We start from the raw sequence: 22,897 nt of genomic DNA on the forward strand, positions 1-22,897 counted from the left end.
CCCAGAATACTGCTGCTTTTTCACTTGATGGGTAGAATGATGTCACCTCTCACGTTGTTATCCCTGCGCAGTCTGAAGCGTCGCTATCGCGTCAAACTGCCCCCGGTGCCCACCTGGCTTACCAGCCTGCGCGGCAATTTTATGCTGTTCGTTGTGCTGTTTTGTTTGCTGCAATCCATCGGGATTGTTCTGCTGACCGCGCAGGTCAGCCATACCAAAGTGAACCTGACGCAGGCGAGTGCCATGCGCGACCGGCTGGCGCTGCTCGATCACGCTCGCATAGAGCTGCTGACGGCCAGCGATAACAGTCACCGGGCAGGCATTTATCTGATGGAAGATCAGAAAAGTGGATCGGTGGACAGTTGGAAGAGCCTGGCGGAAACCGCAAAATCCTCACTCGTGCATGCAGAACAGCTGTTTGCTCAGTACCATGCCGTTCCCAAGGGGGAGCTTGAGCAGGGTTTCATGATGTTAACCCAGGGCCTTGAAGAGCAGCTTAAAGGCCTGGAAGCCAATAATATCGATGCGTTCTTTATGGTGCCGATGCAGGCTTATCAGCAGCAGTTTAACAGCGCCTGGTTTAACGAAATCACCCAGGCCAACAAACAGCTTTCTGCCGTCAACAACCTGACACTGGAGACGCTGACCACCAGCCGTAACCTGTCGCTGCTGGTCACAGGGCTGCTGTTTACGCTGTTGCTGACGGGTGGAGTTTTGCTGCTGCGCGGCGTGATTATTCCTTTAAGACTGGCCAGCCGCCAGCTGCAGGCTATCGCCACTGGCGACTTAGTCAGTTGCCCGCAACCGCCTCGTCTGCAATCGTTAGAAACCGCCGGATTGTTTAACGCGGTGGCGGATATGCGGCAAGGGCTGCGCACCATTGTGGCAGAAATTAATACCATAGCCGCCAGCGTGGCGGAGGGCGCGCGGGAAATGCAGCATACCAATGACCAGGTAAGCGAGCACTATAAGGTGCAAAACAGCAGCTTTAGTCATATTTCGCAGCGCCTGCATCGTGTCTCGGAAGAGGTTGAAAACAGTACGCTGTTTTCGCAACAGGCCGCACAGCAGGCACATGTCGCGGATGAACTGATGCAGCAGTGCGCCAGTCAGGTCTATGAAATGGAGGTGCAGATGCGCCACATCGTCGATTCCTCAGGGGAAATCGCCGGCATTGTCGAGCTGCTGGACGGTCTTTCACTGCAAACGCGTCTGCTGGCGTTGAATGCGGCGATTGAATCAGCGCATGCAGGGGTTTATGGACGCAGCTTTAGCGTCGTGGCAAAAGAGATGGGTACCCTGTCGAATAAAAGCGGCGAGTCGGCTCAGCAGATTAACGGGCTGGTGAACAATACACAGCTGCATATTTCTGAGGGATTCAACAAGGTGAAGTCACTGGAAGCCTTGTTTTACCAAATCAGCCAGTCGGTCAGCGCCGTGGTCACCCAGTTAAAAGAACTGGAGGAAAACGCCACAGCACAAAGTCGCCGCGTGTCTGGCATTGCCGCCGAAGTGGTGGCGCTGGACAAGGAACTGCATACCAACGAGGGGCTTACGGCACGGCAGGTGCGTACCGCCGATACCTTACAACATCAGGCCTCACGCCTGGCCGAAAGCGTGCAACAATTTCGCATTGCCGTCTGAACACGCGCTCTGAATAAAAAAGCCGCCTTTATCAAAGGCGGCTTTCATCGCGAGAACAACCGATAACCATTATTTCTTTTTCTTACTCTGCTTCTTAAGCAGCGTACGCAGTTGTTTGATTTCGCTGGAACTTAAAGCATCCGACGCGCCTTCTTCCGTGTTCTGACTGTCGATGGCGGGCTGAGAAGGTGCTTCGAGGCTGGCCTGCAGACGTTGCACGATCTCCTGACTCATTGATACCTGGTTTTCAAGCGCCAGCTGTTTAATGTGTTCTTTCAATGCAGGATCAATTTTAATCGTCAAATTAACAGTTTCGGTCATTTCCTCACTCCTTTTTTGTTATTGCTTCCACGCTACCGGATGACTGTATCGATTCCTATACTGTCATAAAAATTTAATATTCAGCGTGTAAGGGACTAAAATCACGAAGTACTGCCTCATCCAGACTAACCAGATTACCCTGCAGCTCAGCACACAACTTGGCCATATAGCGTACCAGGAAGTCCGCGTTGTGTTCTGCGAGTCTCCGCCCTGCTTCGGTTTGCATCGTTTCAGGCAACCGTAACAGCTTGGTTTGAAAGTGATCCAGTGTCCATTTCACATCATTAAGTTCACGCGCTTTCCCCAGCGGGTCTTCACTGTTGAACAGAGGACGGTTCATCGTACCGGCCGTGTAAAACACCCGGGCCAGCCCGATTGCACCCAGCGATTCCAGCCGATCGGCATCCTGAACGATTTTCGCTTCAGGGGTTTCGGGCGTGATGGCCGCGCTAAAACTGTGTGCCTGAACCGCGTGCATCACTCCAGCGATTAATTCGGCAGGAAAATCCGTAAAGTCCTGCTGCAGGATACGCTGCGTTTCGCTGGCGGCGTAAGTGGAAGCCTTATGACGTTCAGGATGGTTTTTCGGTAAGTTCACCACGTCATGAAAGTAGCAGGCAGTCAGGACGATCAGGGGGTCGGCAGATGTACCTGCCATAATGCGCTGCGCGCTCATCCAGACCCGACGTAAATGCGCAATATCGTGTGCGCCATCATCATGAATCCAGTTTTTTTCAAACCAGGTTTCATAGCGAGCCTGCCAAAGTGCAAGTGACATAATCTTTTCCTGTAAGGGTTATTTTCGTCTCAATTGACGACCTGTTACGCGTATAGGCTTTGTCATCATAACGAATGGCTAATGACATTTTCTTTACATCGCTAAGGAAAAAGCCGGTCGGGACCTTTAAATTCCTCTTAAAAATGAGACGCTGATCATTTTTATGGCAATTTGCTACCAGGAAAACAGCCATTTGCTGCTTTTTCAGCCTTGACTGATTCAGTTTTAGGCAGGATGAATAGTTTAATATTAATAATGATTAATCAGCGCTATTTTATCTCAGAGTGAGGGAATTAATGTCATAATAAAAATGTAAAAAACAATAAAAGCGGCGAAAATTATAGATGGATAAATCTGAAAAGGTTCCTATTTTTGCCGATATAACGTACTGTATTCTCACTATCAGATGTCCGGTAATACGCGTTAACAGCAGTGCTGATGATTTTTTATCCACTCCTGTCCGGTGGATTAAAAATCATCACAACTGAGCGAACCACACGGTGGCCAATTATCAGGAATAATGATTTATATTTTTTATGATATTGCCACCATTTAGGTGCCCTTTTTGTTTCAGCAGTAACCGGGATCGACTAATAAAAAGAGGTAATCCATGAAAGAGCGGCCGATTCTTTTTTCCGAACAGCGGGTCCGAGCCCTGCTGGTTGGCCAACAAACCCAAACCCGGCGCATAATGAAAACGCAGGCTTTTGGTCCAGGCCAGGATCATCATGAAGGGGTACATGCCTTTGATGTGCAGGCTAATCACCTGCACGGTGACAAAATGATGGCCATGAACGACATTCGTTATCATTGTCCTTACGGCATGCCTGGCGACAAGCTCTGGGTCCGCGAAACCTGGCGTGGCCCCATCGTGCCTGAACATGCGCTGGCGGATTATGAACGCGATCCCACCCCGTTTCGCTCGCCGGACTTTTGCCAGTACCGGGCGGACAGCAATGAACTGGGCCAACATACGTCAGGCGGACCGGACGCCGAGCAGTTTGGCTGGCAAACAGCCATTCATATGCCGCGCTGGGCAAGCCGCATCGACCTGATTATTACGGATGTGCGCGCAGAGCAGATTCAGGATATTAGTGAAGACGACATTATGGCGGAAGGTGTGCAGACCGACTCGCACTTCCTGAACAACTTCTTTACCATGAACGTCAATTCTGAACTGCCTAAAGAAGCCTATCGCAAAGCCTGGCAAAAACAGTACGGGGCAACCAGCTGGCAGGTTAACCCGTGGGTTTGGGTTATTGAGTTCGAGCGTGCCACGCGCGAATCAACTTAGCCTGCGCTTTGTGGGCTGAATCACAGACAATTTCCTTGCTAACAGGTTGAATATTGCTCCTTCATCCCTGAAGCCTGACGATGCCAGCATGCCGTTTTGATGCTGGCATTTTACTGTCTGGTCGCTCAGGGTTCTGCAATTGCAGCATTCAGTGCGGAACCAACGATGTTTAAATGGCCATGGAAAACACACAGCAATACGGATCTGACTGACCTGCCCTGGCAGGCCGGGCTGACACAGCCGATTTTTACCCTCCTCAACCACGATGAACGTCAGTCGCTGCAGGCCATGGCTCAGCATTTTCTGCAGCAAAAAAAACTGGTTCCGCTTGAAGGCTGTCAGCTTGATACGCTGCGTACCGTGCGCATTGCTTTGCTGTTCTGCCTGCCGGTGCTGAAGCTGGGGCTCGACTGGCTGGACGGCTTTCACGAAGTGCTCATTTATCCCGAGCCTTTCAATGTGGATGACCTGTGGCAGGATGAGCATGGCCTGGTCCATCAGGCCCCCGCCGTCCATGCCGGGCAAAGCTGGACGCAAGGGCCAATCGTACTCAACTGGCTGGATATTCAGGACTCCTTCGATCTTTCCGGCTACAACCTGGTCATTCATGAAGTGGCGCACAAACTGGATGCGCGCGGTAGCGGTTATACCAGCGGCGTGCCAATGATGCCGCTACGTGAGGTTGCCCAATGGGAAAAAGATTTGCGTAGCGCGATGGCCGGGATTGAACATGAAGTGGAAAGTGTCGGTGAGCAGGCCGCCAGCATCGATCCTTATGCCGCCAGCGATCCGGCAGAGTGCTTCGCGGTATTATCCGAGTATTTTTTTACGGCCCCGGCCCTGCTGGCGGAGCGTTTCCCGGCCATGTACCGTCATCTTCAGCACTTTTATCAGCAGGACCCGTTAAGCAGAACAGGAGCCGCCCACGACTAAATCGCCTGCTTTGCAGACGCATTGCTTTAAAGCTAGCCAGTTGAATGCTAAACGCTTTTATACTGTTGACACCCTGAGCCGACCTCGTTACTATTCGCCTCGTTCACACGATTCCTCTGTAGTTCAGTCGGTAGAACGGCGGACTGTTAATCCGTATGTCACTGGTTCGAGTCCAGTCAGAGGAGCCAGAATTAAAAAAGCCTGCTTACGAGCAGGCTTTTTGCTTTTCAGCCGATCGCCTTTCTCTGTCTTCTCTCCGCGCATTGCTTTACGGCCAAATTTAGCAATCTGCCATCATAAAATGCTGCAGGTTAATAAAAACACAAAGCCAGAATGAACGCATTCTGGCTTTGTCGCTACCGGTCTTTAACAAGTGACGGACCACAGCTATTTCGCGCCCTCCGCCAGCTGGCGCAGCATCTCAATATGAACAGGTTTATCATTGAGTGCAGGAATATAGGTGAAGGATGTCCCACCCGCATGCATAAAGATTTCCCTGTTCTGCTCATCCAGTTCTTCCAGCGTTTCCAGACAGTCTGCCGCAAAGCCCGGACTGATTACCTGCAGGCTTTTCACGCCTTCCGCAGGCAGATTTTTAATGGTTTCATCGGTATAGGGCGTCAACCAGGGTTCCCTGCCGAAACGTGACTGGAAGGTCATCACTACTTTTAGCGAAGGCATGTTCAGGGCGTCGGTGAGTAATTTCGTCGTTAACGCACAGCGTTCCTGATATTTGTCGCCTTCGTTTGAAAACCTGACCGGTATACCGTGATAGGAGACCAGTAAGGCATCTGGCACGCCATTGGCCTCAAACGATTCAAGCACGGACGTTTTTAACGCATCGATATAAGCAGGATGATCGGCATAGTCGTTGATGAAGTTGATCGCCGGTGTGTAGCGGTTCTTCATCGTCTGCAGGTGACGACTCACGCTGTCGAAAACGGATGACACGGTGGACGAGGAAAACTGCGGATACAAAGGAATAACGATAATTTTATCGACACCTTTCGCCAGCAGCCTGTCGATAGCGCCCCCGATGCTCGGCTCGCCATAACTCATGCCCAGCTCAACAGGCATGCCCGTCAACGCTTCCAGGGCGCGCGCCTGACGGACGCTGTAGACCATCAGCGGTGAACCTTCGTCCATCCAGATAGAGGAGTACAATTTGGCGACGCGTTTGGCGCGTAGCGGGATAATTACGCCATGCAGGATCGGGCACCACAGGATCCGGGGTAAATCGACCACTCTGTAGTCGTGCAAAAATTTCGATAAAAATGTTTTAACCGCAGCAGTCGTGGGTTCTTTTGGTGTTCCAAGGTTAACAATTAAAACACCCTGTTTATTCGTCATTAGCTGGGACCTCTGAAAACCCAAGGAAAAAAAGTGCCTGAACACTGTAGCACACTCAAGGACATCATCTCCTCCGTCTGCGCCTTTTGCGTCAGTGACGGCGAAACGAAGGCCTGGCGGAGACTTCTGCGACGACGTCGAGTCAGCCTGCCAACGTCTTTGCTGACGTCTTACGCCGCCTTATGAGCCCGGACTATGGATGAAACAGTCAGGCGGGCTTTAACGTCTTTTACGCCGTAAAAAGCGTTATGCCCTGCGAGCCCGCCTTTATTTGCTTTTTGACACGGCTTTGCCTGACGGTCAAAAAACATTGGATCGTATCTTATCATCGCTGCGTCGACGAAAGACCAATAGCTCTGATAAGTCGCGTCCCTTCCGATCGGCTCGTACATTTTCTGTGGTGAATGATAAAAAGTAATCCGTCAATTCCCCATTATTCAGCAGGTTAAAATCACATCTTGTCGATATTTTGATTTATTAAATTGAATATTGAGCATGCTAATATTTAGGGCTCTATCTATGCTGACTGACGCTGCCCATGTCGTGAATATCGCGCGGACCGCCAGGCAGTAACATCGCCATGCTTTAGTCAGAAAAAACCAGACTGCATCATGGTCATCAATCAGACTGAGGCAATCACTTTTGCCGCGAGGCTTTTCGGGACAGGAATCAGGATGCGTACAGGCGTTTCAACAGGCGAAGACTCGCTGCTGCAACACAGGTCATTTGTGGCGTTTTGGCTCGCCCGAACCTGCTCTTCATTTGGTTTTCAGATGTTTTCCGTGGCCGTCAGCTGGCAAATCTATGCAATAACCCACAGCGCGATGGCGTTAGGCATGATTGGCCTGATGCAGTTTCTGCCCTCAGTGCTTCTGGCGTTGCCGGCAGGACATCTGGCCGATCAGTTCGACCGCCGCCGTATCGTGGTTATCGGCCAACTGATTGAGTGGGCCGCGCTGCTCGGCCTGGTGGCGCTGACGCTATTGCACTGGGCAGACAAACTTGAAATCTGGGGGCTGGTCTTTCTGATTTCGCTGGCGAAAGCCCTGGAATGGCCAGCCATTACCTCTATGTTGCCGGCGCTGGTCCCGCCACCGATTCTGGCGCGCGCCATGGCGGCCAGCTCTGTTGGCGGTCAGGCGGCGGTGATCGTCGGGCCAACGCTGGGTGGCCTGCTGTATATAGCCGGTCCCGAGGTGGTTTACGGGGTTTCAGCCCTGTTTTATTTATTCTCGCTGATACTGGTGGGTTGCTTACGTTATGAACGCCCTCCTCAGGAACGTGTGCCGATGACGCTGTCGAACATGTTTATGGGCGTGCGCTTTATTCGCGAACGCAAGGATGTTCTGGGCGTAATATCGCTCGACCTGTTCGCCGTGTTACTGGGCGGGGCGACCGCCCTGCTCCCTGTCTTCGCCCAGGATATTCTGCACACCGGGCCATGGGGACTTGGCCTGTTACGCGGTGCGCCGTCAGTGGGTGCCCTGTTGGTCGGTGTCTGGCTCAGCCGTCATAAGCTGGAAAAACATGTCGGCATGATTATGTTTGGTTCCGTGGCCGGTTTTGGCCTGGCGACGCTGCTGTTTGCGCTCTCAACAAAACTGTGGCTTTCTCTGCTGGCGCTGGCCGCACTGGGCGGTTTCGATATGGTGAGCATGGTGATCCGTGGCGCACTGGTTCAGCTGGATACACCGGATACGATGCGCGGCCGCGTCAATGCGGTTAACGCTATCTTTATCAATACCTCAAATCAATTGGGTGAGTTTGAATCCGGGCTGCTCGCGGCATGGATGGGCGCGGTGCCCGCCGCCGTCATTGGCGGCGTCGGGACACTGGTGGTGGTTGGGCTCTGGATGATGCTCTTTCCGAATCTGCGGAAAAGGCAGAAGCTTGAGAATGAGACGGTGGTGTGAGTGAGGGGGTATTTTAAGTGTACCCAGCCGAACATTTATTTATAATAATGCTCATAGAATTAAGAATTGCCGCATTAGCGGCATTTTTTTATAGGTTTCTTTCCAATTTATATCTAACATCTAATTTTCAGCTCTAGTTTTAATATGACTTAGCTAATTCACCAAAAAAAGAAAATTTATCACAGAATAAATCATAGCAAAGTAGCACGACTTATTAAAATTTCGCCATTATGAACTAGAGTAATATTATTTTTTTCACATGAAAAAGAAAACTAAACCCTCATAAAAAACCTTAATTAAAAGGAAAAAGCGAGAAAAAAGAAAAGGCTGATAAAAGCCCTTTCTTGCCATCTAGTCTAAAGTTAGAATATGGCAGGGTATTTTTTTATAAGTCAGTTTATCTTTTATAATATCAATAATAACTTGCCAATCTCCGCCGCCCAGACCTGCACCGATCATTGGCATCTGAACTTCTAATCTATTGCACAACGCATAGTCACTTGCAATTTCCAGACACTCTTCAAGAGCCTCATATGAAATGTATCTTTTAGCGTCTCTTTGGGATTTTTTTATTCCTTCCTGTGCAACCATATTCGCTACAAATACTCTATTAAGAGTATCCACTTCAATAAATTGCACATCGCCCATCTTATACCCAATTCGCGAAGAGGCCAAATATTTTTCTTTTGCCAACGGATATCTTTTAGACAAAGAAAGGACAAAACCTTTCCCCCACTTTCCTAGGTTATTCACAACGTGCAAAATAATAACTGATTCTTTAAATGGTATTGATGCATCTCCACTATGATGATGGATATAGGCTATTTGGTCTTCATTGACGAGTGTTTTTTTCCATTCGGTTTCAAAATTTTCATCTGTAATCTCTTCAGAATCAGATAAATCTAACTCATTTTTTTTGCCATCATAGAGTAAGTAACCGATATCTTCATGCCAGTCAGTGACAGAAGATGAAGAGTAATGATTCCCTTCAAAAACGCTTATCTGTCTGGTTGCCACTTCCCCGATGAATTCAGTATAGACAACACCGGCTCCCCTCAAAAATTCTGAAACCGCACGGTAGTAACTTTTATTACTCACTAGCATGAACTCCCACTACTCACTATTCGGTTCGAGACATCAAGTTCTTTGTCATTCTTGACTAAGAAAGTACCCGGTCTCGGCTCAGTTATATTCAACCCTGTCACATCAATCTCAACATAATGAGTGATACTACCAGACTTTCTTGCATCACCATAAATGTTAGCCGCAAGTTGCCCCAAAGATATTTTACCAGAGTCTTCTAAATCTTTTAATGTACGCCCACCAATCCTATCTGGGTGAACATTAGTAAAATACTGACCATCTCCAAAACGAGCATGAACACCGCCCGTGGAAGGCCTGATAACTCCACTGTTTTTAATACCCTCCATTCCTTTCAAATCGGTGAAATGGAACAAAGTTTTTATTTCCTCCGTCGTAAGCCCGAGTGGATCACTCCATACAAATGGATTTGGAGCATAACGATAGGGAGTAACCCCCCCCGCCAGCCCTATCGGATCCTGACTGATATACGCCGCAATCTCAGGGTCATAATACCGATAGCGGTTATAATGTAACCCCGTCTCGGCATCAAAATACTGCCCCTGAAAACGCAGGGGGTTTTCGATCTGATCAGCAAAGATTTGGCCTTTTTCACCCCAGACACCGGTTTTTTCTGCCCAGACAATCTCACCAGTAACGGATGTCAGTCTGACTGGTGCGCCATTAGGATCGCAGTGATAGTGCCAGCTTTGTTTACTGTCCCCCTGTTGCGTCAGAAACGCCAGCGGTCGAAACGTGCCGGGATAATAGACGTATTCCCGCATCGTGCTGAACAGTGCAGCCTGTGCTTTTTGTCGCTTAAGGCGACTGCCTGTATCAAAGATACTCTGCGCGGCCAGAGGTTCATGTGTGCGGGTGAGCGTTTCGCCCACCAGCGCGTCCTCCTGCCAGTAGAACCAGCGCGTTTCGCTGTCGGTTTGCTTAAACACCCGGCGGCCCAGCCCATCATAGCCATAGCGCACCTGATGGTTCCCTTTACGCACCGCAATCAGTTGTCGATTTTCATCCCAGAGGAAATCTTCTTTTTCATCCTGATCACCCGAGGTCCCCGCGACTCGGCGTCGCTGGCGTAACTCACCGGCACGATCATAAACATAACGAACGCCCTGATGCACGCCCTCCCGGAACCAACCTTCCGCGCGGTCATTAACCTCACGGGTTTGCGTCTGCAAATGGCTACCTGTTGCATCCTGCACAAACTTTCGCAGTGCCCCGTCAGGGGTGATATGTGCCGTCAGCCTGCCCACAGGGTCATAACGATAGCGATCGTTGCCCCACTGGCTGTCGTGACGCGCAGTCATATTTCCGCTTTTGTCATAGACAAAGCCACTGGCAAACAGCGGTAAATCATTTTGTAGTACCTGCTGTGACGTAAGCCGTCCCTGGTGGTCGTAATTCAGGGTGCGCGTCAATGCCTCTGGCAACTGTTCATGAATACACCGTCCCGCGGCATCATAATCAAAGGTGATCGGCGAATCAGTGTTGAGTTGCACGGTGCGTAAACGTTGATACGCATCGTACCGATAAACCACCCGATGGCCACTGTCGCTTTCACGCTCGTGCAAACGTCCCTGCTCGTCATAATGGTAGCGAAGTTGAAAGCCGTCCTGATCTTCTGTCAGTAACCGTCCCGCGTCATCGTAGCGCCAGCTGAGTCGCCGCCAGGGATTCTGGCAGAGCACCAGCCTTCCGCAGGGATCATAGTGGAACGTTGCCTGTAAGGTATCACCGCTACGTCGTTCACTCAGGCGCCCGGCTTTATCGTAGCCATAGTGCACCTCACGTCCGAGCGGATCGCAACGTGCGGCCAGGCGGCTGCCTTTGTCCCAACGGTACTGCGTTTTTTGTCCCCAATAATCCTGCTCGGCCGTCACACGTCCAAGCCCATCTCGTTCCATCTGCCAGCGTTGACCAGATTGATTAATCACGGCCAGCAGGCGGTCCTCAGGATCGTATTCATAACCCAGCCGGGCACCATCAGGCGTTTCACAGGCGGTGAGCATGCCTGTGCCGTTATAGTAAAAACGCGTGGTCTGCCCCACTTCATCGGTAAACGTGACAGGCTCATCTTCACGGTCATACTCAATCCGGACATCGCCACCCGCCGGGTCGACCGTGGCGATGAGGCGATCTTTCGAATCCCAGTAAAAACGGGTCACACCGTTACTGGCATCAGCACGTTCCAGTAAATTCCCACGTACGTTGTGCCTGAAACGCGTCTCTCCCGCGCCTGCCACGCTGACCACCAGCAGGAAACCAAAGCGGTCATACCGATACTCTGTTTGCGGTGCACCCGGCTCATTCGCCTGGGTCAGTTGGCCAAGCCGATCGAACTGATAACGGGCCGTCACACCGCCCGGATCGCGACTGGCAATAAGGTTGCCACCGCTGTCATAGTCGGCGTGCCAGACCGCACCTTTCTGATCGGTGATCGCCAGCGGCAGGCCATCCTCATTGTAAACGGCCTGCACCATGCTGCCGTCGGGTAAATGCTCAGCGACCATGCGGCCCTGCGCATCATAATCCCATTGATGAATGCTGCCATCCGGTTCAATCACTTCTACCGTTCGACCAAAGTCGTCGTAACGAAATACCGTATTCACGCCACAAGGATCGATTTCGGCAATCGGCAGACCATTGTCGTCAAACGTAATACGTGAGAGGTGGCCCAGTGAATCCGTTACTTCAACCTCATTGAGCAGCGGTTCGTAAGCGAAGTGGTAGTCCCAGACGCCGCCGTCACCCCAGGCGTGAATGACGCGCCAGTCCTGATTGTACTGGTAATGAAATCCCTGGCCGTTTCGGTCAAAGTGACTGACCAGATAAAACTGTTGATAGTCAAAACGCCGGGGATGCGATAGCGCATCAATTTCGGCGCTAAGTTGACCATTGGCATGATATTCGTAGCGCGTCAGCGGCGTGATGTCACCGTCCAGCGCATTGTGCAGGCGTAAGCTACTCAGGCGGCCCTTATCATGAGTGACAAGGACCTCTCGTCCGGTCAACCCGTTAAGGCTGAATTCGCGAAGCCGAATCAGCATCTCGTCCTGCCATTCAAAGGCCCAGCCGTTTCCGTTACGATCGGATAATTGCTGTATCGGTAACCGCCCATCGGCACCGGTGAAATGCCACAGGATCCCCGCTTCCTGCTCAACGCACCAGGTCACCTGGCCCTGGGCGCTGTCTCGCCACAGGCGGCTGCCATCCGGCAACCCCATGACAGCATGTTTACGTCCGTCTTCCTGTGGCAGGGCGGCAAAAAGCGTCATCCCGTCAGGCTGAATAAAGAGCGCAATGCCCTCTTCAGTCAGGATTTCCAGCCGGATATCCGCGGGTGTCAGCCAGCCATAGCCACAAAGTCCTGCCGTTTCAACATCGGCCGACGAATACGTCCGATGCCAGGCCAGCGGCAGCCGGCCCGGCAACAGGAAATCCTGCTGTTCAAGACTGACGCTGCCATCCCGAATATCGACCGGTTCCGCTCGCAGAACCTTACACTTGAGAACCCCTGGCTCCATATTACGAAACAATTTGCGCCTGTAGTCGCCAAAGCGTTTCATGAAATTTTGCCATTTCACCGACTTCCGGAACTTCTTCAGCCCTTTTCCCAGACCGCTCAACCCGGCACGCATCAGCAGCGCCATCAAATTGATTGTTGGTGGCCCGCCTACGATGACATTGTTGGGGATGGCTAGGTTGAACGTCAGCGGTAGCGTCAGGGACAACGGTTTGGGTTTAGTGACGCGCTTGAGGCGAAACGGGGGAATCATACCGACAATATTGCAACTCAGTACCGGCATGCCAATTCGGGAAAACGGTTCACCATCCACCGAAACCGTTTTACTGCCCATAAACAGCTCATCTTCAATCTGTGGGCCGCCGGGCGCACGCAACGGCGGCACCCAAACGCCGCCAACGGGGATATGTATCGACATTCCACCCGTTCCCGCGCTGGCCCGTTTGATGCTGTTAACATGCACCGTAGTGCCAATCAATGGCAGATAGTCAAACACATCAAACACAATACCGATGTGAGGCGTCGGTAAAGGCCAGGGATAGGTGTGAATGTCCAGTCCTAGCTGCGGATCAAAGTGCGCACCGGAATGCATGAATCAGGCCTCAGAAAATGGCTCGCAGCAGCGCGCGCAAAAATGTTCTGACTTCCGTCGCCAGCCCGCTATCGGACAGGCTTAAGAACAGCAGCGCCAGGACCGTGACGACGACAATAAGGATGATGCGGTTTTTCACAATGTGTTGCTCCCTGCAGGTTGTGTGGCTAAGGGTTCAGTGCTTCCCCACGCAGGCAGGCTTTGCCATTCACCCGGCGGGGCATCAAAAGGATGGGCGATGTCAGGTAAGCCATTCCACTGCGGATGCAGTTTTTCACGGGCCAGGTGGATGACACGGCGAAAACTGTCATCGCCATTGCGGATGAGTGTTTCCCGCTCCTCGCGAATAAGTAAAAAGGTTGCCTCGAGCTGGCGTTGCAGCAGGCTGTCAGTTTGGCGGACCTGCGATGGGGTGGGCACAGGCGGCAGGTTCGCGTCGGCCTGCTGAATAAGCCGCTGTTTATCGGATTGCCAGCGAGATGCATAGGCTTCAAGCGCCTCTGTGCGGCGTTTATCGTGACTGCGCAGGAGATCCTGAAAGACCAGCGGCAGCGTGGTTTCGCCCCGCTCGGCCAGCGGCACATTCTCTGCGGCTCGCACGGCCTTACCATAGGCTTCCATGGCAGCCGGGCGTTGTCCGGCGAGCCATAAACAGAAGCCAGTCATGCGCCAGCCCTCAATCGCAAACACAGGATGGGGGATTACCTCTGCCTCACGCGCGGCCTGCCGGTAGCACTGTGCCGCCCGAACGTACTCTTTACGTGAAAACCAGGCACCGGCTTCGCCAAACGTACTCTGCGTTCGAAGCTGGCCTTTGACAACGGGGTCCGCCACGCTGCTGGACGCGTTTTGCGCCTCACGATAGTGGTCGACGGCCTTATTGTGATCCTGGCCTTTCAGCCAGCCGCCCGCAATAAGGTTATGCAACATCGCCTGTTGATCAGGCCAGCCTCGCCGCTGTGCAATGCCTAACGCCAGACTGCCGCGCGCAGCGACCTGCTGGGCGGTCCCTTTTTCCAGCAAGAGCATCGCATCGGCAAGGTAACGCCGCAGCAATGCCCGATCGGTATCAGGATCGCTTTGCTGCTGGGCGGTTTGATGCATCACCTTCATGCCATCGACCTGATCGACAATCAGTTGGACGCGATCAGGATGCGCGTCATGAAGTGGCTGCCAAAGCGGTTGTTCAAGCGTATCAATCAGCAGTAAACGCGGCGCAGGCGCGGAGGAAGCCAGCCAGCGTTTCAGCCAGCGCATCAACGCACTCTCGTCACTTACGACAGCGGGTTTAAGCACCAGAACCAGGTAACGTAAATCCTCTGCAAAATGATCGGCGAAGTCCTGTAACAGGCCGCAAAGCTGTTCAATGGTGTAGCAGGGCAGCAACACATCGCCATCCCAATGTGCCGCATCGGGCGTGGCGTCATAATGTTCAAGAAAGTCACGCGACAGTGCATCGCTATAGCCATAACCGGTTTCAAACGCCGTAGACAGACCAAGGAATATATCGGGTACGGAACGCCCCTCCGGATGCTGCTGAAGGGCGATGAACGCATCAAGTAGTGATTCGCCTGCGGCTGGAACGCGCCAGATAAACAGACCCGCGTCGGTCTTTTCCGTGGCGGTTAACCAGCTCAGCTCCAGCTCAGTCATAACACGTTCAGTGGGATTCTTTGCGGTGCTCATTTCTCATCCCTGTCAGGCATTGAGTTCAATCTTTTTGCCATTCACCATGACACCGGCGGCATTAATGGTAATCGTCGATCCGCCCGCCGTAATTTGCACGCTGCCATTGCTGATTAAAATCCCGCTCTCACCGACGTTGATATGGAACGTATCCGTGGCACTGTCGGCCACGCTTCCTTGAGTAAAGCGGGTATCGCCCCCCGTGATACTGAGCGTGCGCCCAGCGCCGATCGTCACATCCTGCTTTTGCGCAATGGTACGGGCCTCATTGCTGTTGACACTGACGTGACGATTACCCGTCACGTCGAGTGTCTGATTACCCGTCACCTGCACGGTTCGGTTTTGCTGCACGCTAACCTTTTCATTGCCCTGCACCGTACGGGTCCGATCCTGAATCACCGTTAGCGTTTGCTTCCCTTCTACTGTGCCGGTGTTATTGCTTTTCACCGTCGTGGTATGGTTTCCGGTAATGGTTTCATCGCGGTTTTGCTCAACGCTGAGCGTTTCATTACCTTTCACCGTTTCCGTACGATTTTGCTGAACCGTGGTGGTTTCATTGCCGCTGATGGTTTTACTGCGGTCCTGTCCAACCGAGATGGTTTCATTGCCATCCACGGTCCGTGTACGGTTCTGCTTGATATGGCTGGTTTCGTCTTTACCAACGGTTTTGGTGCGATTGCTGCCGACATCATGGGTTTCGTCGTTTTCAACCTCGGTATCCATATTACGTTCAGCATGCAACCAGAGCTGCTCTTCGCCGGGTTTATCTTCAAAACGCAGCGCATTGGCATTGTCAGGCGATCCATCCTTTGAGCGGCTCATGAATCCCATCTGCGTAGCGGCAGCGGGCAAAGCCCAGGGCGGCATGCTGGCCTCGTTATAGACGCGACCGGTGATAATTGGCCGATCAGGGTCGCCATTAATAAAGTCGACCACCACTTCGTCGCCTACGCGTGGAATCTGCACGCCGCCGAAACCTTGTCCCGCCCACGCGCTGGAAACACGCACCCAACAGGAACTGGTATCGTCACCTTTTGCCAGCCGATCCCAGTGAAACTTAACCTTGACCCGACCATAGCGATCGGTCCAGATACTTTCGCCTTTCGGCCCGACCACCTTCGCCGTTTGCGGGCCGCCCGTGCGCGGCCACGGCGTTTTCTGCTCAGGACGAAACACCACACCCGCTGGTATCACGCTAAACTCCGTACGATGAATCGTCTGGCTGTCCGGGCCACTGGCGTAGCGATTCTCCTCAAACTGGTAGTCAGCAGCAGTCACCAGATATTCACCGACATCGCTGAAAAAGGCCGCATTGGTGAGCTGGAACGTGCTGCCCGGCACAATCCCCATTGCCGTCGCGGTGCCGTGGGTTTGTTGATGCTCTACCTGCCAACGCTCCTGACGGATGCGGGCATAAAATTCACCATGACCATGTTCCACAAACCGCCCCGGCCAGTCATACACATCAATGGTGCCGGGTGAAGGAGATGTTGGATTTTGTCGTGCCTGGAAGAGCCAGGCGTTAGGTTTGCGAAAATCGTAGTCGTCCAGACTGTATAAACCCGGCGTCACGCTGTCAGTAAGGGCCCACTGGCTTATCCCTTCTTCACTGGTGGAACCGCCTGAAGGCGTTTGATGATAGGGGATCACTTCATAGCCACTAAATGGCGTGTACTGCGCAGTGGCATCCGTGAGCACGATGGTATGCTTACCGGCCTCATGGCGAACGTGCCAGGTAATGCCTTCCAGCTCCATCAGTCGGTTGATGAAATCAAAACTGCTTTCCTGATACTGAACACAGTAATCCCAGTTGCGATAGCTACCCGACAGGTTATTTTCCACGTTAACCTGATACTCACTGAGTAACGTCTGCACGATTTGTGGAACGGTTTGCTCCTGAAAGATGCGCTGATTCCGGTCACGTTTCATCGGCCACAGATCTGGCTCAAGCGTTAACGTGTAAACAGCATAACGCGTGCCTGACATCTCTACCGCGCTCACCGCCACCCGCGTGATCTTGCCATTAAAGTAACGTGGATTTGCCAGACTTTGCGTCGGCACCACTACGGTAGCGGCTTTACCCAGCAACGCGCTGCGTTCGATACGCGCATCGGTCCCTAAAACCTGAAGCGTTAAGATAAACGATTCAGACAGGGCCTCTCGGCCAGATAGCTTCCAGAACAGCAAGCCTTCAACGGGTAACTGAACAGTAATGCGATTGAGCATAAATCGAACCCTGACGACAGACTGGAGTCACGCGGGACTTCGTGAGTACGTTAGTTTTAAGGTTTAGGATGGATCGGATCAATTGTTTAAGTAAATAAGACAATGGCTAATATGTTACCCGAATGCAAAGAAGTGTGAATAGCTATTACATTCATAATAAAGCCAGGCAATCCGGCAATCCTCGGTGGAAATACCTTGATTGCAGAAGATCGCTCGCCATTATTGGCCAGCTGTCTCGGAATGAAATAATGAAATTACCTTACTGAGTCAGGCACCGTGAACCGGTCTTACTTAGCGGCGGATTTCAGCATTCAGGGTCGGGCGCGCGTCAGTTGGACAATCACAAACATCCCCCCAATGCCCGCTGTGATGATGCCGATGGGCAGCTCCTGCGGGGCCAGCAGCGTCCGACTGGCAATATCGCCAGCACACAACAAAATGGCGCCCCAGAGAGCGCACAGTGGGATCAGCAACCGGTGTTTCACACCCGTTACGTGTCGGCACAGGTGCGGCACCATCAGTCCGACAAAGCCAATGACGCCGGTCAGTGCCACCAGCAACGCGGTTGCCAGCGCACAGCACAGAAACACCTCGATGCGTAACCGGTTGACGTGAATACCAAGCGAGAGTGCGGTTTGCTCGCCCGCCAGCAATCCATCCAACTGCCGCCCGCGCAGCGCCACAAACCCTGTCAGTAGTGCCAGACTTACCAGTGCATAAGGCAGATTATGCCAGCTGGCTAATCCCAGCCCGCCCAGTGACCAGAACATCACCGAGCTGGCCGCGCGCTGGTCGCCTGAAAAAATCAAATAGCTGGTCACCGCACCAAACAGAAATGACACGGCCAGCCCGCAGAGAATCAAGTGCTCTGCTGAACGTTGCTTTTTGAAATGAAAAAGCAACATGACGGCGGCGGCTGAAAACAGCCCACCCGCGAAAGCGGCAACGGGCAAGGTTAACGCCGACAGCCGATCGCCAAAGCGGGTAATCACCAGTACAGCACCGGCTGAGGCCCCAGAGGACAGACCAAATAAAAACGGATCGGCTAAATCGTTACGGGTGGTGGTTTGCAACAATGCCCCGACGATGGCCAGGCCAGCCCCCGTCATCACGGCCAGCAGCGTGCGAGGTAACCGTAGGTCGATCACGATTCGGGTTACCATTTCAGAGACGGGCGCGTCTGCCATGTCGAGTGCGGACAGCACCTGCGTTAAAGACAATGACACGGTGCCTTCCGCCGTGCTGATCAGCATCAGGATCGCCAGCAGCAGGCAGGACGCACTCATTATTCCTGAATAACGATGCGGCAATCGATTCACGGCGCATCCGTCGAATAGAGCGCATGAGCCAGCTTCTCCACGGCCTGAATATTGGCCGGCCCCGGTGTGAGTTCAGCGTACTGTAACTCCAGGTAGCGGTGGTGCTTCACCGCAGGCGTCAGCTTCATAAGCGGATGATTTTCCAGGAAGTGGCGCAGTGCCTCTGCCCCACTGCCGGTCTGATAGTCCAGCAAGATAATAAAATCCGGCTGCGTGGCCGCCACGCTCTCCCAGGAGGTGGTGCCCCAGCTCATCTCCAGCGATTCCATCGCGTTTTTACCTCCGGCGGCCTCAATGATGGCGGTCGGCATGGCATATTTTCCGCTGGTGAACGGTTTATCTTCGCCTGAGTCGTAAACGAAGACTTTTCGAGGCGGCGTGTCAGCCGGACGCTGAGGTAAGGCCTGCAGTTGCTGCTTCCAGTCCGTCACCAGCGCCTCGGCCTCGGCCCGCTTGCCAAAAATTTTGCCCAGTTTAATCTCGTCGTTATAGAGCAGATCCATCGTCGCTTTCTGCTTGTCCTTCTGCGTAAAGATACAGCTTTCACTCAGCACCAGGGTTTTAATGCCGTACTGACGCAGTGAAGCAGGCGTAACGTCACCGCCCACTTTCATCCCGTAATTCCAGCCAGCAAAAAAGAAATCAGGGCTCGCGGCCAGCAACGTTTCCAGTGAGGGATATTTCGGTGCCAGCTCAGGGATGGATCCCATGGCCTGCTTAAAGGCCGGCGTCATCTTGTACCAGCCACTGATGCCGGTGAGACCGACAATACGGTTCTGCAGATGCAGCGCAAAAGCCATTTCTGCCATATTGAGGTCGTTAATCACGGCTCGCGCAGGCGGCGAGGTGAACGTCACGGGCTGGCCGCAACTGTCGACGGTGACAGGAAAATCACTTGCGCTGGCCCACATGGCTGGCGTCACGGCCAGAAACGCGGCAAAACCGATTTTACTCAATGCATCATGCACAGTCGGGCACCTCAAAAATACGTAAGCGCTTACCGCTGGCAGGATGTTTTACGGTAAAGCTGTTTAAGCCGAACACGGGCTGGAGATAGCGCGACGTCAGCGCGTGCGACGGGTGATCACACACAATTTGCTCGCCCTGCGACAGGATAAGCACACGATCGGCAAACGTATCAATCAGGGACAGGTCATGCAGTACCGCTATTGCCGTAATCCCTTTGTTTTTAATGAGTGCCAGTAGCTGCTGGCGGGCCAGCGGATCAAGATGGTTCGTCGGTTCATCCAGTAAGATCAATAACGGCTTTTGCGCCAGCACGCGCGCCAGTGCAGCACGTTGTCGCTCTCCCCCGGACAGCGCAGCCAGCGGGCGTGTTTTTAGTGCTGAAAGACCGGTTTCATCAATGGACTCGTGGACGATCCGTTGATTTACTCCTACCGGGCAGGCGCCTAGATGCGGAATACGGCCCAACGCAACGTACTCTTCAACCGACAGCCTGAGATCGGGCATATCATTCTGCGCCATCACGGCTATGCAGGTGGCAAGCTGTTGCCGTGAAAACGTTGCCAGACATGCGCCGTTAAGCTGAATCGCCTGTGGCGGTGACGATAACTCACGGCACATTGCCCGCAGTAATGACGTCTTGCCACTGCCGTTTGGCCCGATGATGACCAGCAGCTCTCCCTCTCTGACGCTGAAGTGAATGTGATGCAAGAGCGGTTCGCCGTCCGTTCGGTTCAACTGCGCAATGTTGACCTGCAAAACAGAATCGGATTGAGGTAACGCTCTGGACGACGGCATGTTTTTCACCCTACAAATAGATATGTTATAACATAACAATTAAAGCACAAAAAGACAAGCGGCCGGCACGAATGAAACAGGGTGCCGCGATGTCGGCACCCTGACGAGAGAAAACGAAAAACGGCTTATTTAAAACGGTTGTGAAACAGGCTGGCCGTCATCGCTAGCATGCCAGCACCCAACGAGGTATGTAGCATGAGTGTGTTGAGCATCGTCACCTCCTCTTCGTTTTGGTTGCACTTATCGGTTTTACACCGCCTCAGCCAGCTTTTCCTCACTGGCCTCTTTCTCAATAAGCCGCATTAACAGCGACAATCGACGTTCAGTGCGCTCTGGTGTATCGGGCGGCAGGTTGTAACGCAGGGAGTAAAGCTTGCCTTTTTCGTTGTAGAAATCCACCACCAGCACCGGCATGATACCGCCAGGCACTTTGTTGTAATTCACCGACAACCGGGTGCGGCCTAACTGTAACTTTGCCGCCATTACGGTTTCGCCAACCAGTTTGGGATAAAGAGCACGATCTTCGGGCACGCTGATGACTTTCATTACCGCCTCCTGATTCTCTGGCACCTTGATGACAAAGCGCGGAGAACGCCGTCAGCGCCCTCCGCTTTTTCGTTAACCTGCCATTAGGCCTGATGTTCAATGGCTTCCGCCGTACGGTGTTCGATCGGAATGCGACGAGGCTTCTCGCTTTCCGGTATTTCATGGTGCAGGCCGACGCGCAGCAAACCGTCCTGCAGGCGTGCAGTGGTCACTTTCATATGCTCCGGCACGCTGTAGCTCAGACGGAAGTCTGAACGACTGATACCACGGTGCAGCCAACCGCTGTTCTGCCCTTCTTTTTCCGTATCGTTATCGCTGACCTCCTCTTTCTGTCCAGTCACGGTCAGACGACCGCCTGCCACTTCGATTTCGAGCTCGCTTTCTTTCCAGCCCGGCACGCTGACGGTCAGTTCGTAGTGTTCGTTATCAACCTGCTTCAGGTCGTAAGAGGGAGAAACCGACACGGGCGCATCACCGGTCAACTGGCTGAACAGCCTGTCGATACGGTTAAACCGGTCTGAAAAGGCAGAATCTGCGATAGAAGGAAATACGGGAAAATTACGTAATGCCATAGTGATAACCTCCTGAATTAATGGTTCATTCAAAAGCTCATCGGCGTGGGGACCTCCCCCGCTGCTCACAGACATTTATAGGATCATTTAGTGGGATTTCAAGCGAGGAAAATGAAATTTTTTTGGGCGTGAGTGGCTACATGGTTTTGCCTTTTTCGTTGATATTTTCTGAGCGCCGATCTGAAGTGGTATTTGAACCGGACACGTGTATCAATAGCATCACTATGGCATGCAACTCAGCGGTAATAAACGGCATAATGATGGGCGGTGCAGACGAGGCGGCAGAAGCGATAATACGAATCTTGCGTAATACTGAAGTACCCAGCCAGTAAGATTCTCAGAAATCCGACGCCAGACCGCTTTCCGGAGATTGAACAGGCAACGTAAACACCTGACAGGTAATTCATTAATCCAATGATTTTGAAACCGATATCCTGCGTAAGATGTAGCCATTATATTCAGCCAGCAGTAATGACGGGCAGAGCAAAAGAGATGCCTGTCATTAAATGGTTTTTGATATTGACCATCGTTTTTTCATAGTGTCACCAATATCAGGGATTACGGCGCGCCTCGACAGCCGCCACACATTTAGCAGTCACCACAGCGGCATGCCCCACGCACTGGCTGATTTTCACCCGGATGATGGTTTTACCGGCAAAACGCTCCTCATTCTTCAATTGAGCGATCCGCCGCATTCAGCACGAAGTCTGTCTCCGTGATATATTCCAGAGTGAATTTATCGATCATCCCCATCGTCCCTTGCTGTTGGATATGCACCTGATGGCCCAGCTTTCTTCCCGCTTTCTAAAGCGATTTCGCTGCCATCGGTGTATGCGCTAACCCGGCAATACAGGATGTGACGCCTACAATATTCATGCTTCCTCCTAAAACTGAATTCGTTGCACCATAAACTGGAAAAGGGCATCCTTGTTTTCGAGCGAAAATAAGGCGTGCCAGAAATCATCATCGACAATCTGACTTGCCAGCGCGTTGATGATTTTTAAATGCAAAAGACTGGCACCCGAGGAAGGGCTGTGCAGTTGCCCAGCGCAACATACTCACACGCCAGTTCGTCGTGCCAGAGCTACGAGGTATTAGACAACGACAAATGATATGACACTTTGCCCAGCTATTCCCGACAACTGTAGTAGCTTTTTATTCCGTATGCTTTTAATAACTTCCCAGGCTTTTTTACCTTTATGAAATTCATCATATCATCCACCTTAAAAGCGATGAATTATTTAAATTAAATTGCATCAATTCCATTATCGCTGCTAAACATTAAATAACTGCTTCCTAATTTCATCTCCTCACCTGTAGTAAAACTAAAATCACCATTTC

General features: G+C 52.3%; 18 protein-coding genes and 1 tRNA gene. 5 read left to right on the top strand and 14 right to left on the bottom strand.

What is annotated here, in order from left to right:
* The first annotated feature begins 27 nt into the window (after nucleotides 1-27).
* A complete protein-coding gene (locus C1N64_RS14855) occupies nucleotides 28-1,644 on the top strand; it encodes a methyl-accepting chemotaxis protein (protein WP_367143916.1) in 1,617 nt (538 codons plus the stop codon).
* A gap of 69 nt (nucleotides 1,645-1,713) precedes the next feature.
* Here the strand turns inward: C1N64_RS14855 and C1N64_RS14860 are convergent, their stop codons facing one another.
* Together C1N64_RS14860 and C1N64_RS14865 are read right to left on the bottom strand one after the other, a co-directional pair.
* Nucleotides 1,714-1,965: an Arc family DNA-binding protein gene (locus C1N64_RS14860; protein WP_006119599.1), complete on the bottom strand. Its 252-nt coding sequence runs from the start codon at nucleotides 1,963-1,965 to the stop codon at nucleotides 1,714-1,716.
* 73 nt (nucleotides 1,966-2,038) lie between these two features.
* Complete coding sequence (locus C1N64_RS14865) at nucleotides 2,039-2,743, bottom strand: phosphohydrolase (protein WP_033742101.1); 705 nt, start codon at nucleotides 2,741-2,743, stop codon at nucleotides 2,039-2,041.
* 610 nt (nucleotides 2,744-3,353) lie between these two features.
* Between C1N64_RS14865 and C1N64_RS14870 the strand changes: the two genes are divergently transcribed.
* The 3 genes from C1N64_RS14870 (at nucleotide 3,354) to C1N64_RS14880 (ending at nucleotide 5,158) form a co-directional block, all read left to right on the top strand.
* Nucleotides 3,354-4,037, top strand: a complete 684-nt coding sequence (locus C1N64_RS14870) for an ASCH domain-containing protein (RefSeq protein WP_033742103.1) — start codon at nucleotides 3,354-3,356, stop codon at nucleotides 4,035-4,037.
* Between the two features lie 165 nt (nucleotides 4,038-4,202).
* Nucleotides 4,203-4,970, top strand: a complete 768-nt coding sequence (mtfA, locus tag C1N64_RS14875) for a DgsA anti-repressor MtfA (RefSeq protein WP_367143915.1) — start codon at nucleotides 4,203-4,205, stop codon at nucleotides 4,968-4,970.
* A gap of 112 nt (nucleotides 4,971-5,082) precedes the next feature.
* A tRNA-Asn gene (locus C1N64_RS14880) sits at nucleotides 5,083-5,158 on the top strand.
* Between the two features lie 199 nt (nucleotides 5,159-5,357).
* Here C1N64_RS14880 and hemH read toward each other — a convergent pair.
* Entirely contained in the window at nucleotides 5,358-6,320 is a 963-nt protein-coding gene (gene hemH, locus C1N64_RS14885; RefSeq protein ID WP_006119604.1) for a ferrochelatase, read from the bottom strand.
* A gap of 674 nt (nucleotides 6,321-6,994) precedes the next feature.
* Between hemH and C1N64_RS14890 the strand changes: the two genes are divergently transcribed.
* The gene (locus tag C1N64_RS14890) at nucleotides 6,995-8,233 is read left to right on the top strand and encodes an MFS transporter (protein WP_054687634.1); all 1,239 of its coding nucleotides are present in this window, start codon (nucleotides 6,995-6,997) and stop codon (nucleotides 8,231-8,233) included.
* Between the two features lie 351 nt (nucleotides 8,234-8,584).
* On the opposite strand, the gene C1N64_RS14895 is transcribed toward C1N64_RS14890, so the two are convergent.
* The 11 genes from C1N64_RS14895 to C1N64_RS14945 form a co-directional block, all read right to left on the bottom strand.
* Nucleotides 8,585-9,337, bottom strand: coding sequence for a macro domain-containing protein (locus C1N64_RS14895; RefSeq protein WP_054687633.1), 753 nt, complete (start codon nucleotides 9,335-9,337; stop codon nucleotides 8,585-8,587).
* Nucleotides 9,331-13,443, bottom strand: coding sequence for an RHS repeat-associated core domain-containing protein (locus tag C1N64_RS14900; protein ID WP_394514912.1), 4,113 nt, complete (start codon nucleotides 13,441-13,443; stop codon nucleotides 9,331-9,333). Before C1N64_RS14900 ends, C1N64_RS14895 begins: the two co-directional genes overlap by 7 nt.
* Nucleotides 13,444-13,453: 10 nt before the next feature.
* Entirely contained in the window at nucleotides 13,454-13,582 is a 129-nt protein-coding gene (locus C1N64_RS14905) for a hypothetical protein (protein WP_096010432.1), read from the bottom strand.
* On the bottom strand, nucleotides 13,579-15,129 hold the full coding sequence (locus C1N64_RS14910; protein WP_394514913.1) for a hypothetical protein: 1,551 nt from the start codon (nucleotides 15,127-15,129) through the stop codon (nucleotides 13,579-13,581). Before C1N64_RS14910 ends, C1N64_RS14905 begins: the two co-directional genes overlap by 4 nt.
* A 12-nt stretch (nucleotides 15,130-15,141) precedes the next feature.
* Nucleotides 15,142-17,355 carry a type VI secretion system Vgr family protein gene (locus C1N64_RS14915; RefSeq protein ID WP_367143912.1) on the bottom strand — a complete coding sequence of 738 codons (2,214 nt, stop codon included), beginning with the start codon at nucleotides 17,353-17,355 and terminating at the stop codon, nucleotides 15,142-15,144.
* A gap of 311 nt (nucleotides 17,356-17,666) precedes the next feature.
* Nucleotides 17,667-18,641, bottom strand: a complete 975-nt coding sequence (locus C1N64_RS14920; RefSeq protein ID WP_367143911.1) for a FecCD family ABC transporter permease — start codon at nucleotides 18,639-18,641, stop codon at nucleotides 17,667-17,669.
* Nucleotides 18,642-18,670: 29 nt separating this feature from the next.
* Entirely contained in the window at nucleotides 18,671-19,585 is a 915-nt protein-coding gene (locus C1N64_RS14925; RefSeq protein ID WP_367144010.1) for an ABC transporter substrate-binding protein, read from the bottom strand.
* A gap of 49 nt (nucleotides 19,586-19,634) precedes the next feature.
* Nucleotides 19,635-20,438 carry an ABC transporter ATP-binding protein gene (locus tag C1N64_RS14930; RefSeq protein ID WP_394514914.1) on the bottom strand — a complete coding sequence of 268 codons (804 nt, stop codon included), beginning with the start codon at nucleotides 20,436-20,438 and terminating at the stop codon, nucleotides 19,635-19,637.
* A 249-nt stretch (nucleotides 20,439-20,687) separates the two neighbouring features.
* Nucleotides 20,688-20,984 carry a hypothetical protein gene (locus C1N64_RS14935; RefSeq protein ID WP_033742120.1) on the bottom strand — a complete coding sequence of 99 codons (297 nt, stop codon included), beginning with the start codon at nucleotides 20,982-20,984 and terminating at the stop codon, nucleotides 20,688-20,690.
* 83 nt (nucleotides 20,985-21,067) lie between these two features.
* Nucleotides 21,068-21,556 carry an Hsp20 family protein gene (locus C1N64_RS14940; protein ID WP_033742122.1) on the bottom strand — a complete coding sequence of 163 codons (489 nt, stop codon included), beginning with the start codon at nucleotides 21,554-21,556 and terminating at the stop codon, nucleotides 21,068-21,070.
* Nucleotides 21,557-22,107: 551 nt separating this feature from the next.
* A complete protein-coding gene (locus C1N64_RS14945; RefSeq protein WP_269750923.1) occupies nucleotides 22,108-22,233 on the bottom strand; it encodes a PTS sugar transporter subunit IIB in 126 nt (41 codons plus the stop codon).
* Between the last annotated feature and the right edge of the window lie 664 nt (nucleotides 22,234-22,897).

This window comes from Pantoea sp. SGAir0215 (assembly GCF_043543215.1).

Bases quoted from the DNA above. Each gene is read 5' to 3' on its own strand.
- C1N64_RS14855 (WP_367143916.1), top strand. From the start codon at position 28: ATGGGTAGAATGATGTCACCTCTCACGTTGTTATCCCTGCGCAGTCTG.
- C1N64_RS14860 (WP_006119599.1), bottom strand. From the start codon at position 1,965: ATGACCGAAACTGTTAATTTGACGATTAAAATTGATCCTGCATTGAAA.
- C1N64_RS14865 (WP_033742101.1), bottom strand. From the start codon at position 2,743: ATGTCACTTGCACTTTGGCAGGCTCGCTATGAAACCTGGTTTGAAAAA.
- C1N64_RS14870 (WP_033742103.1), top strand. From the start codon at position 3,354: ATGAAAGAGCGGCCGATTCTTTTTTCCGAACAGCGGGTCCGAGCCCTG.
- mtfA (WP_367143915.1), top strand. From the start codon at position 4,203: ATGTTTAAATGGCCATGGAAAACACACAGCAATACGGATCTGACTGAC.
- hemH (WP_006119604.1), bottom strand. From the start codon at position 6,320: ATGACGAATAAACAGGGTGTTTTAATTGTTAACCTTGGAACACCAAAA.
- C1N64_RS14890 (WP_054687634.1), top strand. From the start codon at position 6,995: ATGCGTACAGGCGTTTCAACAGGCGAAGACTCGCTGCTGCAACACAGG.
- C1N64_RS14895 (WP_054687633.1), bottom strand. From the start codon at position 9,337: ATGCTAGTGAGTAATAAAAGTTACTACCGTGCGGTTTCAGAATTTTTG.
- C1N64_RS14900 (WP_394514912.1), bottom strand. From the start codon at position 13,443: ATGCATTCCGGTGCGCACTTTGATCCGCAGCTAGGACTGGACATTCAC.
- C1N64_RS14910 (WP_394514913.1), bottom strand. From the start codon at position 15,129: ATGAGCACCGCAAAGAATCCCACTGAACGTGTTATGACTGAGCTGGAG.
- C1N64_RS14915 (WP_367143912.1), bottom strand. From the start codon at position 17,355: ATGCTCAATCGCATTACTGTTCAGTTACCCGTTGAAGGCTTGCTGTTC.
- C1N64_RS14920 (WP_367143911.1), bottom strand. From the start codon at position 18,641: ATGAGTGCGTCCTGCCTGCTGCTGGCGATCCTGATGCTGATCAGCACG.
- C1N64_RS14925 (WP_367144010.1), bottom strand. From the start codon at position 19,585: ATGTGGGCCAGCGCAAGTGATTTTCCTGTCACCGTCGACAGTTGCGGC.
- C1N64_RS14930 (WP_394514914.1), bottom strand. From the start codon at position 20,438: ATGCCGTCGTCCAGAGCGTTACCTCAATCCGATTCTGTTTTGCAGGTC.
- C1N64_RS14935 (WP_033742120.1), bottom strand. From the start codon at position 20,984: ATGAAAGTCATCAGCGTGCCCGAAGATCGTGCTCTTTATCCCAAACTG.
- C1N64_RS14940 (WP_033742122.1), bottom strand. From the start codon at position 21,556: ATGGCATTACGTAATTTTCCCGTATTTCCTTCTATCGCAGATTCTGCC.